Raw genomic sequence first — 13919 nt, forward strand, 5'->3', positions numbered from 1 at the left:
TATTCTTTAAAGAAAATGAAGGTGATAGACAGGCAAAAAATCACTGTCAGCCATTCAACCCAAGTCTTGGGTAAACTAAACATAGAATTTATCCAGCGTATCAGTTACCCCTGTGGCTAACTGTTCTTTGCTGAGTCATTATCCGGCCCAAAGATTAAGGAAACATTAAGAGGGCCATTGCTAATGAGGCTTATTTTCCCTGCAAATAACTATCCTAGGCAATGTTATTACCTCTCAGGTAACCCGACGGGTTATTAACCCGTGAATTTACTGGCTAGCAAGAGAATTGACTAATATAAACGCCAGCATAGTCATGGCGAGCGAACCGGCTAAATTAAGTAAGACAGTTCCTGCGGCCCAGGCTAATTTCCCATCCTGAATTAAATAGACAACTTCAACTGAGAAAGTAGAAAACGTGGTTAGGCCACCACAAAATCCAGTGGTAATCAGTAGCTTCCATACGGGGTCAATATGTGTCATTCGGGTAAATAGGGCTAATGCCAGACCGATAATAAAGGCACCGACCACGTTTACGATGAGTGTTCCCACCGGAATATGGCTTGGTAGGCTATTGAGCTTCATGCTGACCAGCCAGCGGGCAACGCTACCCACACCACCACCAATAAATACTGCAAGTAATGTATTAAACATAAATCCCTATTCTAATGGGTATCCTGGTGCGAATACCTTGTTCAACTCGCTAACTCAATACGGTTACGGCCATTATCTTTTGCCAAATACAGTGCTGAATCGGCGGCTTTTAGCCATTGCTGATAGTTAATCATGTCGTGCCGGTAGTCGGCAATACCGGCACTGACTTTGAGTTGCAAAGTTGGGGCTTGGGTAAAGACTATACCTGCCAGTTTTTCTTGGATCCTCGTTAGAATTTCCCTGGTTTGTTCGGCCGTCGTATTCGGCAAAATAGCACCAAATTCATCTCCCCCATAGCGACCAACAATATCAATGGCACGTAGCCCCAGCAGTAACTCTTCAGCAAGAACAGTAATAGCCTCATCGCCGACGGCATGACCAAAGGTATCGTTAATAGCTTTGAAGTTATCTATATCAAGTAAAATTAGTGTGGCGCCATGTTGATAACGTCGACAGCTGTCAAATTGATTATGTAGTTGATGTTCCCAATGCCTGCGGTTATACAACCCGGTCAATCCATCCCTTACGCTGATACGCAATAATTCTTCTTTATTTTCGGCCAGACGTTTTGCGGTTCGATAGGTGACTAGTCCCAGTAGGGAGGGGTAGATAAAAATCATTGGCAAGCAGGCATAAACTTGGATATGTGATGTTTCTGGCCTAAAGGGTAAATTAAATATCCACGCAGTCAGCAAACTACAGGCAATCTGTAATGCCAGCCCTTTGTAGAAAATATTTTTCCCGCCAGAGGCAATATTGTTCATACTCATCATGGAAAGAATAACGACCGAGGGTAGAGCATTGAATGACATTATTGCGACCCATACGCCTCCTATCGCTGAGTCTATTTTCATATTAATTATTTCTTGTTCAAATGGTTGTTCAGAGCGCAAGGCTAGAATGAATGCAATATGTGGCCAGATGAGCCCATTGATGGCTAGCGCTATCCATAACCATAATGAAGCATGTTGTGTATAGAGAACCGAGCCGACACAAAACATACCAATACCTAAGCCAAATGCTCGCGGTAAATAGGTCCTTTTAGCAAAACTTAACCCAGATCGACGGGTATTTATTCTACTTGAATAAGGCAATTGGCGGTTCCCTCGTTTTTTCTACTTTAGGGGGATGTTAACGGCAATGTCTCATCCGGAATGAGTCAAAAATAAGTAAGGTGAGACTCTTGAGTAAATCATAGTTCACTAACGAAATCTGTTACATATTACTGTTGTTTTAAACCATAATTTATTCGTAAATAGCCCATGATTTAATAAATAGTGCTAACCAAGAAGGTATATATGGAAGGTATCAGTATTACCAAATTACTGGTAGTCGGCATATTGATAGTGTTGTTGTTTGGTACCAGTAAATTACGGACGCTGGGGGCAGATTTAGGCGCTGCACTTAAAGGCTTCAAAAAGGCCATGGGCAATGATGATGCACCTGTGGCAAGTACTACGGCTGAATCTAAAGCAGCAACGGATGTCAAAACCACACCACCTCTTGAGCATAAGGATTGATTTTATTCCCTCGTTTTAGCCAGTCGTTAGGCTATTTCGGAAAATTAATCATTTATTAGCTCAAGCATTATCAGTTATCCCAAAATGGCTGATAACAAAAAACGGATCTCTAATGGAGATCCGTTTTTGTCTATCTGTGGCCTAAGGTGTAATAAAGTATTGCAGCCAGTGAGGCCCGAACATGAGTTCAGACCTGACGTGCTTATTTGACTTCTAACCCTTTTGCTTGCAGGTCAGCATGGTAGGAAGAGCGCACAAATGGGCCGCAAGCTGCATGGGTAAAGCCCATCGCCATTGCTTCAGCTTTCATCTCATCAAACTCAGCCGGACTGACATAACGCTGTACCGGTAAATGGTGACGGCTAGGCTGCAAATATTGCCCCAGCGTCAACATGGTTACCCCGTGACGGCGCAAATCACGCATCACTTCAACGATTTCTGCATTGGTCTCACCCAAACCGACCATCAAACCAGACTTGGTCGGAATATCAGGGTGAGCTTCTTTAAAGCGCTCCAATAATTTAAGCGACCACTCATAGTTAGCGCCAGGACGAACCTGACGATATACCCGAGGAACGTTTTCCAGATTGTGGTTAAACACATCCGGTGGTGTGACCGTCAAGATATCCAGCGCGCGATCCATTCGACCACGGAAATCGGGCACCAAAGTTTCAATTTTAATGGTTGGATTCTTGGCGCGGATTGCTGAAATACAATCGGCAAAATGCTGAGCACCACCATCACGTAAGTCATCACGGTCAACAGAGGTGATAACCACATAGCGCAACCCCATATCCTTGATGGTCTGAGCCAGTTTCTCTGGTTCATTGGCATCAGGAGTCACCGGGCGGCCGTGAGCGACGTCGCAGAATGGGCAACGGCGAGTACAGATTGCGCCGAGGATCATAAAGGTCGCGGTACCGTGGTTAAAGCACTCTGACAGGTTAGGGCAGGACGCCTCTTCGCAAACCGAGTGCAGACCGTTTTTACGCATTGCTGCCTTGATGCCCTGAATACGGCTGGAGTCAGCAGGGAGCTTGATTTTCATCCATTCGGGTTTACGTAGCAGCTCCTGACGTTCAGTAACCACGGTTTTAATCGGGATTAACGCCATTTTATCTGCGTCGCGGTATTTGACGCCGCGTTCCATCTGAATCGGTTTACTCATAATCGTGCTGGTTCCAGTTCTGAATCTCTCAATTTGAGATTTTTCATTAAATTCAACGGGATGTGGCGTTCGTTAAAAAATATTTGAAAATTGTTTAAAAATTATATCATCTTTGTCCCACTTCATTCAGCCCCCAATTTTGTAAGTGTTAGTGGCTCGTTGGGTAACTTATACTGCGTCAGATGATACATAGTCAGCCAGTGACCAAGGTTGTTGTTCTGCCTCGGGATAACCTAACTGGCGGGTAAATTCATGCACCAATATCGGTTGGATATCAGCCACTGTGGTGCCGACGTTCAGTGCACTGACTTGCGTCATTTGCATTCCGGCATATCCACAGGGATTAATGCGCTGGAAGGGCTCCAGATCCATGTCAATATTCAATGCCAGACCGTGAAATGAACAGCCCCTACGAATGCGTAGCCCCAGCGAACATATCTTCTGTTGACCAACATAAACACCGGGTGCATCTGGGCGTGCTTGTGACTCGATACCAAAATGGGTAAGTGTTTGTATTACGGTGTTCTCAAGGGCAGTAACTAACTGCCGCACACCCACTTTGGCTCGCTTAAGATCAATCATGACATACATGATTTGCTGGCCGGGGCCATGATAGGTAACTTGCCCACCGCGGTCACTTTGGATAACCGGTATATCACCGGGCATCAGCACATGTTCGGCTTTTCCTGCCTGACCCTGAGTAAAGACTTTCTGGTGCTCAACTAGCCAGATTTCATCGGCACTGGTATCAGTACGAAACTCAGTGAAATTATGCATGGCTTGAGATACGGGGGCATAGGGTTGTAACCCTAGCTGGCGTAAAATGATCTTGTGTTGTTGCAAGCGAGGCATCATCTGGTTACAGAAATGGTAGCGTCAGTATACCAGTCCAGAAGTGTGGGGCCACTATTTTGATATTTTAAAAAATAGATTAAGATTTTAAAAATCAAGTTTACATTTAAATTCATTTGGTTAGCGGCGTTAATGCGGAATTTAAGGCAAAATAAGGCCCGGAGAGAAAACCCATCGGGCCATTATAAGGCGAGTTTGAATTGATGTGATGGTTTGCCAATAGGCAAAGTGGCTAAATTACAGCACCATCCGCACTAATTCCAGATTGCCCAGTTCTTTATACAGCGTTTCCACCTGATCAATATGGGTTGCTGTGATGGTGATGGAAACGGAGTGATAGTTGCCTTTGCTGCTCGGTTTTACCTGCGGGGTATAATCACCCGGAGCATGGCGCTGTACCACTTCAACCACCTGGTTAACCAGCTGAGGTTCAGCGATGCCCATTACCTTGTAGGTAAAAGAACAAGGGAACTCAAGCAGTTCATTCAGTTTAGTTTTCATGTGCGCTCCTGGGTTGTAGCCGGAAAAATCAGTATGAAATAGTTCCGACTCTAAAATTATAACTCCCGCCGGAGCGGGAGTTTCATATTATTTTTAATATGGGGTCGGTCGGCTGATTTTCAAGTCTCCCCATCATTTTTCAAGCTGCAGATGTGTTGGCTGCACTCTGAGGTCTATAGGGTGAAAATCAGAAGATTAGCCGAACCAGCGATGGAACATCAGCTTGATGTAGTCCACCATGCGGCCAAAGATTCCGCCTTCTTTCACTTCGTTCATGACGACCAGCGGGCGTTGGTCGATAGTTTTGCCATCCAACTGGAAGTTAATCATCCCGACAACCTGATTTTTTGCCAATGGGGCATGAATTTCAGGTGTATTTAGCACATAGCTGGCTTTCAGGTCTTTCATTCTGCCACGTGGGATAGTCAGATAAACGTCTTTATCTACCCCTAACTGAACACGGTCGCTGTCACCAAACCATACTGGCTCAGAAGCAAATTCTTTACCCACCTTCAGTGGCGCAACAGTTTCAAAGAAACGGAAGCCCCAAGTCAGCAGTTTTTTACTTTCGGTTTCACGACCTTTAAAGGTGTGTCCACCCAGTACCGCTGAAATTAAACGCATTTGTCCATCGGTTGCGGATGCCACCAGATTGTAGCCAGCAGCGTCAGTATGGCCGGTTTTGATACCATCAACATTCAAACTGGTGTCCCACAGCAAACCATTACGGTTAGTCTGACGGATATTGTTGAAAGTAAATTCTTTCTCTTTATAAATAGCGTATTCATCTGGCACATCACGAATCAGTGCCTGACCAATCAGGGCCATATCGCGAGCCGAACTGAACTGCCCTTCAGCATCCAGGCCGTGAACGGTTTTAAAGTGAGTATTTTTCAGGCCCAGCGCGTTAACGTAATTATTCATCAGGTTAACGAATGAGTCTTGGCTACCGGCTACGTAGTCGGCCATAGCAACACAGGCATCGTTACCGGATTGCAGGTTGATACCGCGAGTCAGTTTAGAGACTGGCACACGATCACCCGGTTTCAAGAACATCAGCGAGGAACCCTTAAACTCTGGGTTGCCTGTCGCCCAAGCATCTTTACCCACGGTAACCATATCTTCCGGCCCGATTTTACCTGCTTTGATGGCCTGCCCAATAACATAACTGGTCATCATTTTGGTCAGACTGGCAGGGTTGCGGCGCACATCCGCATTCATTTCTGCCAATACTTTGCCGGAGTTGTAATCAATCAGAACATAAGCTTCCGCGTCGATTTGTGGCACGCCGGGGATCATGGTTTTCAGATTGACGTCATCAGCGTTTGCAGCAGACGCTGCGCTCATAACAATAACAGTGCCGAGCGCCAGGCTCTTGATAATGCGAGAAGTAGTTACATATTTCATGATCAGGACAACAACATCCGTGGGAGTAAGTTAAGAACGTGCCACACTATAACATACCCATCTTTATTGACATCGCAGGGTTAGCGGCTTTCACTCAAGCCCCTTCAAGCCAATGATTTGGGTAGACACCAATGTGGCGTTTATACATTTCTACCGGCAGATTTATCTACCGGATTACTATTATTCTTGCAACCGTAACATCCTGTTTGTACAGCATGTTACGGTTATTTTTGTTAGACCGGCCTTAAATTGCTACAAGGTATGTATGATTTAAGGTGCCGCGACCACAAATGACTGCTGCTGCGCTTCGCTTGACAGGCGCTGTTGTAGCGCAACGGCCTGCTGGCGAGTGCTGAATGGCCCAAGCTGTACGCGGTGTACGCTGCCATTGGTCGCCACTTTTCCCGGCACACCAAAACGTTGGCTCAGACTTTGCTGCCAGGTTTGCGCGCGCTGGGCATCACTCAATGCACCGACTTGAACCACATAACCATAACTACCCGCAGTTGCCGTAGTGGCAGCTGAAGCGGTCGTTGATGAGGTTACCGGGCCTGGATTGGCCACCACTGGTGGTCTGACGGGTTCAGAACTCATCGATGACTCGGTGCTCACGGCCGGTTCTGCGCTTTCGAGTACTCCAACCGGTACAGGCGTTGAGGCGCGCAGGAAACCACTGCTCTGTGGCGCAACAGGTTGCGTGGCATCCGCACCCGATAAATTACTGTTATCGATAGGTCGCACAGGTGCACTCACTGCTGGAGCATCCTGCTGTATTGGTGTCCCCATGCCACCAGAGGTCAAATCCGGGCGGCTTGGTAATGCATAACTTTGCTTGGCGATAGTCGTGCCGACCATGCCAGGGCCAGACAATGAGCCATCCGGTGCCACATTGATAAAGTCAATTTTCACCTTGGTATTATTCGAGATATTCAAACGATCAGCAGCGGCTTTGGATAAATCAATGACTCGGCCCGGAGTATATGGGCCACGGTCATTCACCCGCACCACAATCTGGCGGCCATTACTGACGTTAGTCACACGCACATAGCTGGGAATTGGTAACGTTGGGTGGGCCGCGGTTAAGGCATTGGGATCGAAGATTTCGCCGGTAGCGGTAGCATTGCCATTCGCCTCTTCACCATACCAGGCAGCCAAACCCACTTGAGTAAAGTTTTGTGGGTCCTTGACGATGGTGTACGACTGGCCATTGGCTTTGTAATCCTGATTAAAGTTAGGATTAAAAGGCTCATAGCGTGGCTCAGCACCGCCAATCTCTTCAACCGGGCCATTGTATGTCTGCTGCACTTGCTGCTGGGGTGCCGGGGGCTGGCTGGTACATGCTGACAACAGCACTCCTGCGATGCCGATCCAAAGCCATTCCTTACGCATTGCTCACCTCTATAAATTCTTAGATAACATTTTTCGATGAGTATGTATCGACATCACGATACCAAACCCGGCCATCAGGACTATCAGCGCCGAGCCTCCGTAGCTGACCAAAGGCAAAGGTACGCCAACTACAGGTAAAATTCCACTGACCATACCTATGTTAACAAACACATAGACAAAGAGTATTAGCATTAACCCACCGACCATCACCCGACCGAAGGTGGTCTGCGCATGGGCCGCAATCACTAGCCCCCGCATAATAAGACACAAATAGAGTGCTAGCAGCACCAGTACCCCAATTAAACCGAGCTCCTCTGCCAGTACGGCAAAGATAAAGTCAGTATGGCGTTCCGGTAAAAATTCCAACTGTGACTGTGTTCCATGCAGCCAACCTTTGCCTGATAATCCCCCCGAACCAATGGCAATTTTCGACTGAATAATATGGTAACCGGCACCGAGTGGGTCACTTTCCGGATCCAGCAGCATCATCACCCGGTCTCGTTGATAGCCATGCATCAGGAAGAACCAGAGGATAGGAATAAACCCGGCGACTAATACAGCAGCAATTGCAATTAAGCGCCAACTCATACCCGAAAGGAATAACACAAACAGGCCGGAAGCAGCGATCAGAATTGATGTACCGAGGTCGGGCTGAGCGGCGACCAACAAGGTTGGCATAAAGATTAAAATCAGCGCGATACCGGTATTTTTCAGTGAGGGCGGGCAGACATCACGGTTCATGAAGCGTGCAACCATCAATGGGACAGCAATTTTAGCAATTTCAGAGGGTTGAAAACGAATAAAGCCCAAGTCCAGCCAACGCTGCGCCCCTTTACTGATTTGACCAAATGCATCAACCAAGACCAACAAGATCACACAGACGAAATAGAGATAGGGCGCCCAGCTTTCATAGACGCGTGGTGGTATCTGTGCCATCACCAGCATAACAACCAGGCCCATTGCAATTTGGCCTACCTTGCGCTCCATCATGCCCATGTCTTGCCCGCTGGCGCTCCACATCACGAAGGCGCTATAAGCCAGCAGCGCCAGTACGCAAAGTAGAAACGGCAGGTCGATGTGCATTTTGTACCACAAAGAGCCTTTTTGTTGATTATCAGTCATGAGTTACCTTCATCCGTTTCAACTAACCCGCTCCAACTAATCGGCTTCGACACCCGGAGGCAGAGGAGCGGCATCCGGTAATTCAGTATTGTTATCGCCCAACAAAATATGGTCGAGGATTTGACGGGTAATCGTCCCTACCGCAGGTCCTGCACCGCCATTTTCTAAAATCATGGCGACAGAGACTGTCGGATTTTCGTAGGGTGCAAATGCGACCATCAACTTGTGGTCGCGCAAATGCTCGGCCACTTTGTGCGCATTATAGGTTTCGTAGCTATAAACTTGTGCGGTACCTGATTTTGCCGCGGCCTTATAGGGAGTGCCCTCAAAGAACTTACGTCCCGTCCCATTAGGGCGGTTGGCAACACCATACATGCCATCTTTGGCAATCTCCCAATAACCGGAATGGATATCGCCAATCTGTGTAGTATCTTCTTGTTTATAAGGGACTAACTGCCCATCAATACGCGTACTTTGCAGCAAATGAGGTGTTCTAACCGCCCCATCATTGATCAGCGTCATCAAAGCTTTCGCCATCTGAATAGGGGTTGCAGTCCAATATCCCTGGCCGATACCAACAGGGATCGTATCCCCTTGATACCAAGGTTTTTTATGGCGCTTTTGCTTCCATTCACGGGTCGGCATCAGGCCAGCGCGCTCTTCAGACAAATCGATGCCGGTATATTCGCCATAACCAAACTTGCTCATCCATGAAGATAGGCGGTCAATTCCCATGTCATAAGCAACTTGGTAGAAGAAGGTATCGGCTGACTCCTCCAGTGCCTTGGTGACATTCAAGCGGCCATGGCCCCATTTTTTCCAGTCACGGAAGCGTTTTTCAGAGCCCGGTAATTGCCACCAACCGGGATCGAACAAACTGGTATTTTTGTTGATAACACCAGCACTGAGTGCAGAAACTGCTATATAAGGTTTTACTGTCGATGCAGGGGGGTAAACACCCTGAGTCGCGCGGTTTATTAGAGGGCGATTGGGGTCATTCAAAAGCCCTTGATAGTCTTTACTAGAGATACCATCGACAAACAGATTAGGGTCATAGCTTGGGTTTGACACCAAAGCCAATATTCCGCCAGTACGTGGGTCTGTCACCACAACGGCGGCGCGACTGCCACTAAGTAACTGTTCGATATAGGTTTGTAGATGTAAATCGAGCGTCAGGTAGATATCTTTACCGGCCTGTGGTGGCTGCTCATGTAACTGACGGATCACCCGACCACGGTTATTGACTTCAACTTCTTCATAACCGGTCTTACCGTGTAACACTGATTCATAATAGCGCTCAATACCTAACTTGCCGATATCGTGGGTAGCAGCATAGTTAGCCAGAATGCCATCTTTATCCAGGCGCTCCACATCTTTATCGTTAATTTTTGAGACATAACCGATGACGTGGGTCAGTGCTGAACCATACGGGTAGAAACGGCGTTGATAGCCTTTAACTTCAATCCCAGGGAAGCGAAATTGGTTGACTGCAAAACGCGCGACTTGCACTTCAGTGAGCGGAGTTTTAACTGCAATCGAGGTAAAGCGGCGTGAGCGCTTGCGTTCCTTTTCAAAATTGGCGATATCCTCATCCGTCAAATCCACTATCGGACGTAATGCATTGAGGGTTGCAGGGAGGTCTTCAATCTTTTCCGGCATCAGTTCTAATTGATAGATAGTCCGGTTCATCGCCAATGGTGTGCCATTGCGGTCAAAAATCATACCGCGGCTAGGGGCGATGGGAACGAGTTTGATGCGGTTTTCATTGGAACGCGTGCGATAGTCTTCAAAACGGACTATCTGCAAATTGTATAGGTTTGCGATCAATATCCCGCTTAGCAGCAGGATACCGAGGAAAGCCACAAGGGCGCGGCGCACAAACAGGGCTGATTCAGCCGAATAGTCGCGAAAAGGGTTAGGTTCTTTTTTCATCCCGCAGCTTACTTCATTCTATTCAGGATCATCATATTACTCAGATTCATCGCCCGTTTATTCCCGATGATAAGGATGGTTGGTCGTAATACTCCAGGCACGATAAAGGCTTTCCGCCACTAAAACGCGCACTAAAGGATGTGGTAGCGTCAACGGAGAGAGCGACCAGCTCTGCTCGGCAGCAGCTTTACAGGCCGGGGCTAACCCCTCCGGCCCGCCAATCAGTAGACTGACATCACGGCCATCCTGCTTCCAACGTTCTAATTGCTGAGCCAACTGCGGGGTCTCCCAGGGAGTGCCTGGGATATCCAGCGTGACAATGCGGTTATTCTTGCCAACCGCCGCCAGCATTAGCTCGCCTTCTTTTTCCAAAATGCGTTTAATATCCGCATTTTTGCCCCGTTTACCGGCCGGTATTTCTACCAGTTCGAAGGGCATATCTTTGGGAAAGCGGCGCAGGTAATCGATAAAACCTGTCTGCACCCAGTCTGGCATTTTGGTGCCGACGGCTACCAGTTGCAGTTTCACCGCTTAGCTCCAGAGTTTTTCCAGTTCATACATACGGCGGCTTTCTTCTTGCATGACATGCACAATCACTTCGCCCAAATCCACGACTATCCAGTCAGAGACACCCTGACCTTCGATACCCAGAGGTATCATGCCTGCCATGCGGGATTCTTGAACCAGGTTATCTGCCAGCGCCATAACATGGCGTGTAGAGGTACCGGTACAAATGATCATGCAATCAGTGATGCTAGATTTACCCTGAACATCCAGAGCAATAATATCTTGGCCTTTCAAATCATCGAGTTTGTCGATAACAAACTCTTGGAGTGCTTTACCTTGCAAAGGTTCCCCCTCGGGTGGTTTCTGTCCATAACGTTCTCAGGTACTGTCTCACGGGAAAATCCGTCGATGGTGACCGGTAGTGAACGGTTATGGTTTATTTATCGGCAGGATGCCGCTGAAAGCCAACTGTTTTATATCATTTCACAGGGGTTTTCAGCGAATACCTGAAATTTAGCGGCGGAGTATAACATGGGTCAATGCATCGCGATATAAACCCTCAGCCGCGATACAAACCTTGTAACTCAATATATCGCTGAACCGCTGGTGGCAGCAGGTCAGCGCAATTTTCACCATTATGACGCCGACGGCGAATATCGGTAGCAGAAATGTCTAATAAAGGTGTATCTGCCAGATAGATTGCCCCATGTGGCCGTGAGCTTAGCACTTGTGGATCAAAGACCTGATGGGCTTCAAGCCACTGTTGTAACTCGGCGGTGTCCAGTGTTTGCGAATAACCTGGGCGGGCGCAAACTAACAAATGGCACATATCCAACAGCGATTCCCAACGATGCCATTTATGCAGTGATAGTAATGAATCCTGTCCAATAATAAACGCTAAAGGCAGCTTAGCACCACGTTCTTTACGCAGTGCTTCCAGCGTATCAACGGTGAATGATGGGCTATCGCGTAATAATTCGCGTGAATCGACGCTGAACAGAGGATTACCCGCAACCGCCAGTTCTACCATTTTCAGCCGCTGCTGTGCATTAGCCTCCGGTTGAGGGCGATGAGGCGGGACATTATTGGGCAATAAAATAATATGTTGCAAACCCACTTCTTGAGCTAAAGCTTCAACTGGCTTTAAATGCCCATAATGAATAGGGTCAAAGGTTCCGCCGAACAGGGCATAAAGGGTGCGAGTCGGGGAGCTATTGGGCATCAAAAAAACTCTCAGGTAATGTTTTTCCACACATCAGCATAGACAGAGTTTCTAACTCAGGCCAGATTGACTGACCATAATCCTGTTTTAGGCGCACTTCTATCTGAGCCAATAAATGGATAGCTTGTTGCAGTTGCTGCATGGAAAGGCGTTGTAGTGCCTGAGTCATCAGCGGGCGGCGATTTTGCCACACTCTGAATTGGTCAAATAGCGTGCGCAGCGGGACTTGTTCCAGCTGACGTTTTAGCGTTAATAACTGCAATAACTCGCGTTGCAGGGTACGTAGCAAAATAACCGGTTCACTGTCTTCTTGCTGTAACTGTTGCAGAATATGCCAGGCGCGTTTGCTTTTCCCTGCCAACAAGGCATCAAGCCAGTGGTAAGGGGTGAAGTGCGCCGCATCGTTGACAGCTTGCTCGACTTTCGGCAGCGTCAGTTTACCGTCAGGGTAAAGCAACGATAGTCTTTCCAGGGCTTGCGATAACGCCAGCAGATTGCCTTCGTAGCAATAACACAGCAGTTGAATTGCCGCGTCATCGATTTCCAGATTAAGGCTTTTAGCGCGCGTTCCAACCCAACGTGGCAGTTGTGCCAATTCAGGTGTTTGGCAGCTGACAAAGACTCCATTCTTGCTAAGAGCTTTAAACCAGGCACTATTTTCTTGGGCTTTGGTAAGTTTATTTGCTCGTAATATCAGCAGAATGTCTGGATGTAGCAGGCTTGATAGTTTCACTAACTGCTCATTCATGGGGGCAGTTAACCCACTGTCAGGGAAGCTTAACAGTAGTGTCTGGCGACTGGCAAACAGGCTCAGAGCCTGACAAAGACTAAAGATATTGTCCCATTCAGTGTGAGCATCCAGTGTAAAACTGAAATGCTCGCTGAAGTCATGCTGGGCTGCCACATGGCGAATGTGGTCCTGGCTTTCCTGTAGTAAAAGTGGCTCATTACCACACAACAGATAACAAGCACGCAGCCCCTCATGGAGCTGCGCGACAAGTTGTTCAGGATAAACTCGGATCATTTGGCTGAGGTACTGACGGCCGGTTTGCCAATATTGATTTCTTTGACATCAGCGGTTTTGGTGCTGCTGGTGACTGTGCTATTTCTTGCCGCAATATTAGCATCTTCCTGCGCGCTTTTAACTTCCGCAGCATGCACGGCCAGGAGCTGGCGCACTAACTGTTGAGCGGCTTGGTCCCGCATCTCCTGACGGAGAACTTCGGCTTCTGCATCTTTTGCGAGAGCTGTCAACGGGTTATCAAAGAAGGAACGGAAGACATTGACCCGCAGTGGATAAATATCATGGCCAGGTATCAATACTTGGGCATTGACATGTAGCACTAATTGGTACTCGGCGGTTACACCGTTTTGGAAGATTGAGACGGTGGTCTGATTTTCGCTTGAACCAATAACCCGCAGTATTGGCAAGTCTTTACGCATCGGATCATCAACAATGGTGACGTTGTTTAAACGTAATTGTTGACGTACCGCACGAGTTAACGGGCCATAAGGGTCACTACTTTCCAGCAAAAGCTTTTGCAGTTCAGTAGGCACCTGAGTGGTGCCTCGCAGATTAAAGCCACAGCCAGCGGTGACCAGCACCGCCAACCCCAGCAACAGCGTCAGAATACGATGTCGCACAACT

At 47.7% G+C, this 13919-nt stretch carries 15 protein-coding genes; 1 reads left to right on the top strand and 14 read right to left on the bottom strand.

Annotation, left to right across the window (positions count from 1 at the left end; genetic code table 11):
• Positions 1-267: 267 nt before the first annotated feature.
• Both crcB and DJ58_RS03095 read right to left on the bottom strand, forming a co-directional pair.
• Positions 268-651: a fluoride efflux transporter CrcB gene (gene crcB, locus DJ58_RS03100; RefSeq protein WP_004712238.1), complete on the bottom strand. Its 384-nt coding sequence runs from the start codon at positions 649-651 to the stop codon at positions 268-270.
• 41 nt (positions 652-692) lie between these two features.
• A complete protein-coding gene (locus DJ58_RS03095; protein WP_032911911.1) occupies positions 693-1745 on the bottom strand; it encodes a diguanylate cyclase in 1053 nt (350 codons plus the stop codon).
• Between the two features lie 204 nt (positions 1746-1949).
• On the opposite strand from DJ58_RS03095, the gene tatA reads away from it, so the two are divergent.
• Positions 1950-2171: a Sec-independent protein translocase subunit TatA gene (gene tatA, locus DJ58_RS03090; protein ID WP_004712242.1), complete on the top strand. Its 222-nt coding sequence runs from the start codon at positions 1950-1952 to the stop codon at positions 2169-2171.
• 202 nt (positions 2172-2373) lie between these two features.
• Here the strand turns inward: tatA and lipA are convergent, their stop codons facing one another.
• The 12 genes from lipA to lptE form a co-directional block, all read right to left on the bottom strand.
• Positions 2374-3339, bottom strand: coding sequence for a lipoyl synthase (lipA, locus tag DJ58_RS03085; protein WP_004712243.1), 966 nt, complete (start codon positions 3337-3339; stop codon positions 2374-2376).
• A gap of 168 nt (positions 3340-3507) precedes the next feature.
• Positions 3508-4194 (bottom strand): lipoyl(octanoyl) transferase LipB, encoded by a 687-nt coding sequence (lipB, locus tag DJ58_RS03080; protein ID WP_004712245.1) that lies wholly within the window; start codon positions 4192-4194, stop codon positions 3508-3510.
• 234 nt (positions 4195-4428) lie between these two features.
• The gene (gene ybeD, locus DJ58_RS03075) at positions 4429-4692 is read right to left on the bottom strand and encodes a DUF493 family protein YbeD (RefSeq protein ID WP_004712247.1); all 264 of its coding nucleotides are present in this window, start codon (positions 4690-4692) and stop codon (positions 4429-4431) included.
• Positions 4693-4887: 195 nt separating this feature from the next.
• On the bottom strand, positions 4888-6099 hold the full coding sequence (gene dacA / locus DJ58_RS03070; RefSeq protein ID WP_032911913.1) for a D-alanyl-D-alanine carboxypeptidase DacA: 1212 nt from the start codon (positions 6097-6099) through the stop codon (positions 4888-4890).
• Positions 6100-6369: 270 nt separating this feature from the next.
• A complete protein-coding gene (gene rlpA, locus DJ58_RS03065; protein ID WP_004712251.1) occupies positions 6370-7488 on the bottom strand; it encodes an endolytic peptidoglycan transglycosylase RlpA in 1119 nt (372 codons plus the stop codon).
• A gap of 9 nt (positions 7489-7497) precedes the next feature.
• Complete coding sequence (gene mrdB / locus DJ58_RS03060) at positions 7498-8610, bottom strand: peptidoglycan glycosyltransferase MrdB (protein WP_004712252.1); 1113 nt, start codon at positions 8608-8610, stop codon at positions 7498-7500.
• 36 nt (positions 8611-8646) lie between these two features.
• Positions 8647-10542: a peptidoglycan DD-transpeptidase MrdA gene (gene mrdA / locus DJ58_RS03055; RefSeq protein ID WP_032913273.1), complete on the bottom strand. Its 1896-nt coding sequence runs from the start codon at positions 10540-10542 to the stop codon at positions 8647-8649.
• 57 nt (positions 10543-10599) lie between these two features.
• Positions 10600-11070, bottom strand: a complete 471-nt coding sequence (gene rlmH, locus DJ58_RS03050; protein ID WP_004390602.1) for a 23S rRNA (pseudouridine(1915)-N(3))-methyltransferase RlmH — start codon at positions 11068-11070, stop codon at positions 10600-10602.
• Between the two features lie 3 nt (positions 11071-11073).
• Entirely contained in the window at positions 11074-11391 is a 318-nt protein-coding gene (gene rsfS / locus DJ58_RS03045; RefSeq protein ID WP_004712555.1) for a ribosome silencing factor, read from the bottom strand.
• Between the two features lie 217 nt (positions 11392-11608).
• Complete coding sequence (gene nadD, locus DJ58_RS03040) at positions 11609-12271, bottom strand: nicotinate-nucleotide adenylyltransferase (RefSeq protein ID WP_032912151.1); 663 nt, start codon at positions 12269-12271, stop codon at positions 11609-11611.
• The gene (gene holA / locus DJ58_RS03035; RefSeq protein WP_032912153.1) at positions 12261-13295 is read right to left on the bottom strand and encodes a DNA polymerase III subunit delta; all 1035 of its coding nucleotides are present in this window, start codon (positions 13293-13295) and stop codon (positions 12261-12263) included. Before holA ends, nadD begins: the two co-directional genes overlap by 11 nt.
• A complete protein-coding gene (lptE, locus tag DJ58_RS03030; RefSeq protein ID WP_004712559.1) occupies positions 13292-13915 on the bottom strand; it encodes an LPS assembly lipoprotein LptE in 624 nt (207 codons plus the stop codon). Before lptE ends, holA begins: the two co-directional genes overlap by 4 nt.
• Positions 13916-13919: the final 4 nt, after the last annotated feature.

Origin of the sequence: Yersinia frederiksenii ATCC 33641 (assembly GCF_000754805.1) — a bacterium.
GTDB lineage: Bacteria > Pseudomonadota > Gammaproteobacteria > Enterobacterales > Enterobacteriaceae > Yersinia > Yersinia frederiksenii.

Coding starts and splice junctions, on each gene's coding strand:
- crcB (WP_004712238.1), bottom strand. CDS start 651: ATGTTTAATACATTACTTGCAGTATTTATTGGTGGTGGTGTGGGTAGC.
- tatA (WP_004712242.1), top strand. CDS start 1,950: ATGGAAGGTATCAGTATTACCAAATTACTGGTAGTCGGCATATTGATA.
- lipA (WP_004712243.1), bottom strand. CDS start 3,339: ATGAGTAAACCGATTCAGATGGAACGCGGCGTCAAATACCGCGACGCA.
- lipB (WP_004712245.1), bottom strand. CDS start 4,194: ATGATGCCTCGCTTGCAACAACACAAGATCATTTTACGCCAGCTAGGG.
- ybeD (WP_004712247.1), bottom strand. CDS start 4,692: ATGAAAACTAAACTGAATGAACTGCTTGAGTTCCCTTGTTCTTTTACC.
- dacA (WP_032911913.1), bottom strand. CDS start 6,099: ATGAAATATGTAACTACTTCTCGCATTATCAAGAGCCTGGCGCTCGGC.
- rlpA (WP_004712251.1), bottom strand. CDS start 7,488: ATGCGTAAGGAATGGCTTTGGATCGGCATCGCAGGAGTGCTGTTGTCA.
- mrdB (WP_004712252.1), bottom strand. CDS start 8,610: ATGACTGATAATCAACAAAAAGGCTCTTTGTGGTACAAAATGCACATC.
- mrdA (WP_032913273.1), bottom strand. CDS start 10,542: ATGAAAAAAGAACCTAACCCTTTTCGCGACTATTCGGCTGAATCAGCC.
- nadD (WP_032912151.1), bottom strand. CDS start 12,271: ATGCCCAATAGCTCCCCGACTCGCACCCTTTATGCCCTGTTCGGCGGA.
- holA (WP_032912153.1), bottom strand. CDS start 13,295: ATGATCCGAGTTTATCCTGAACAACTTGTCGCGCAGCTCCATGAGGGG.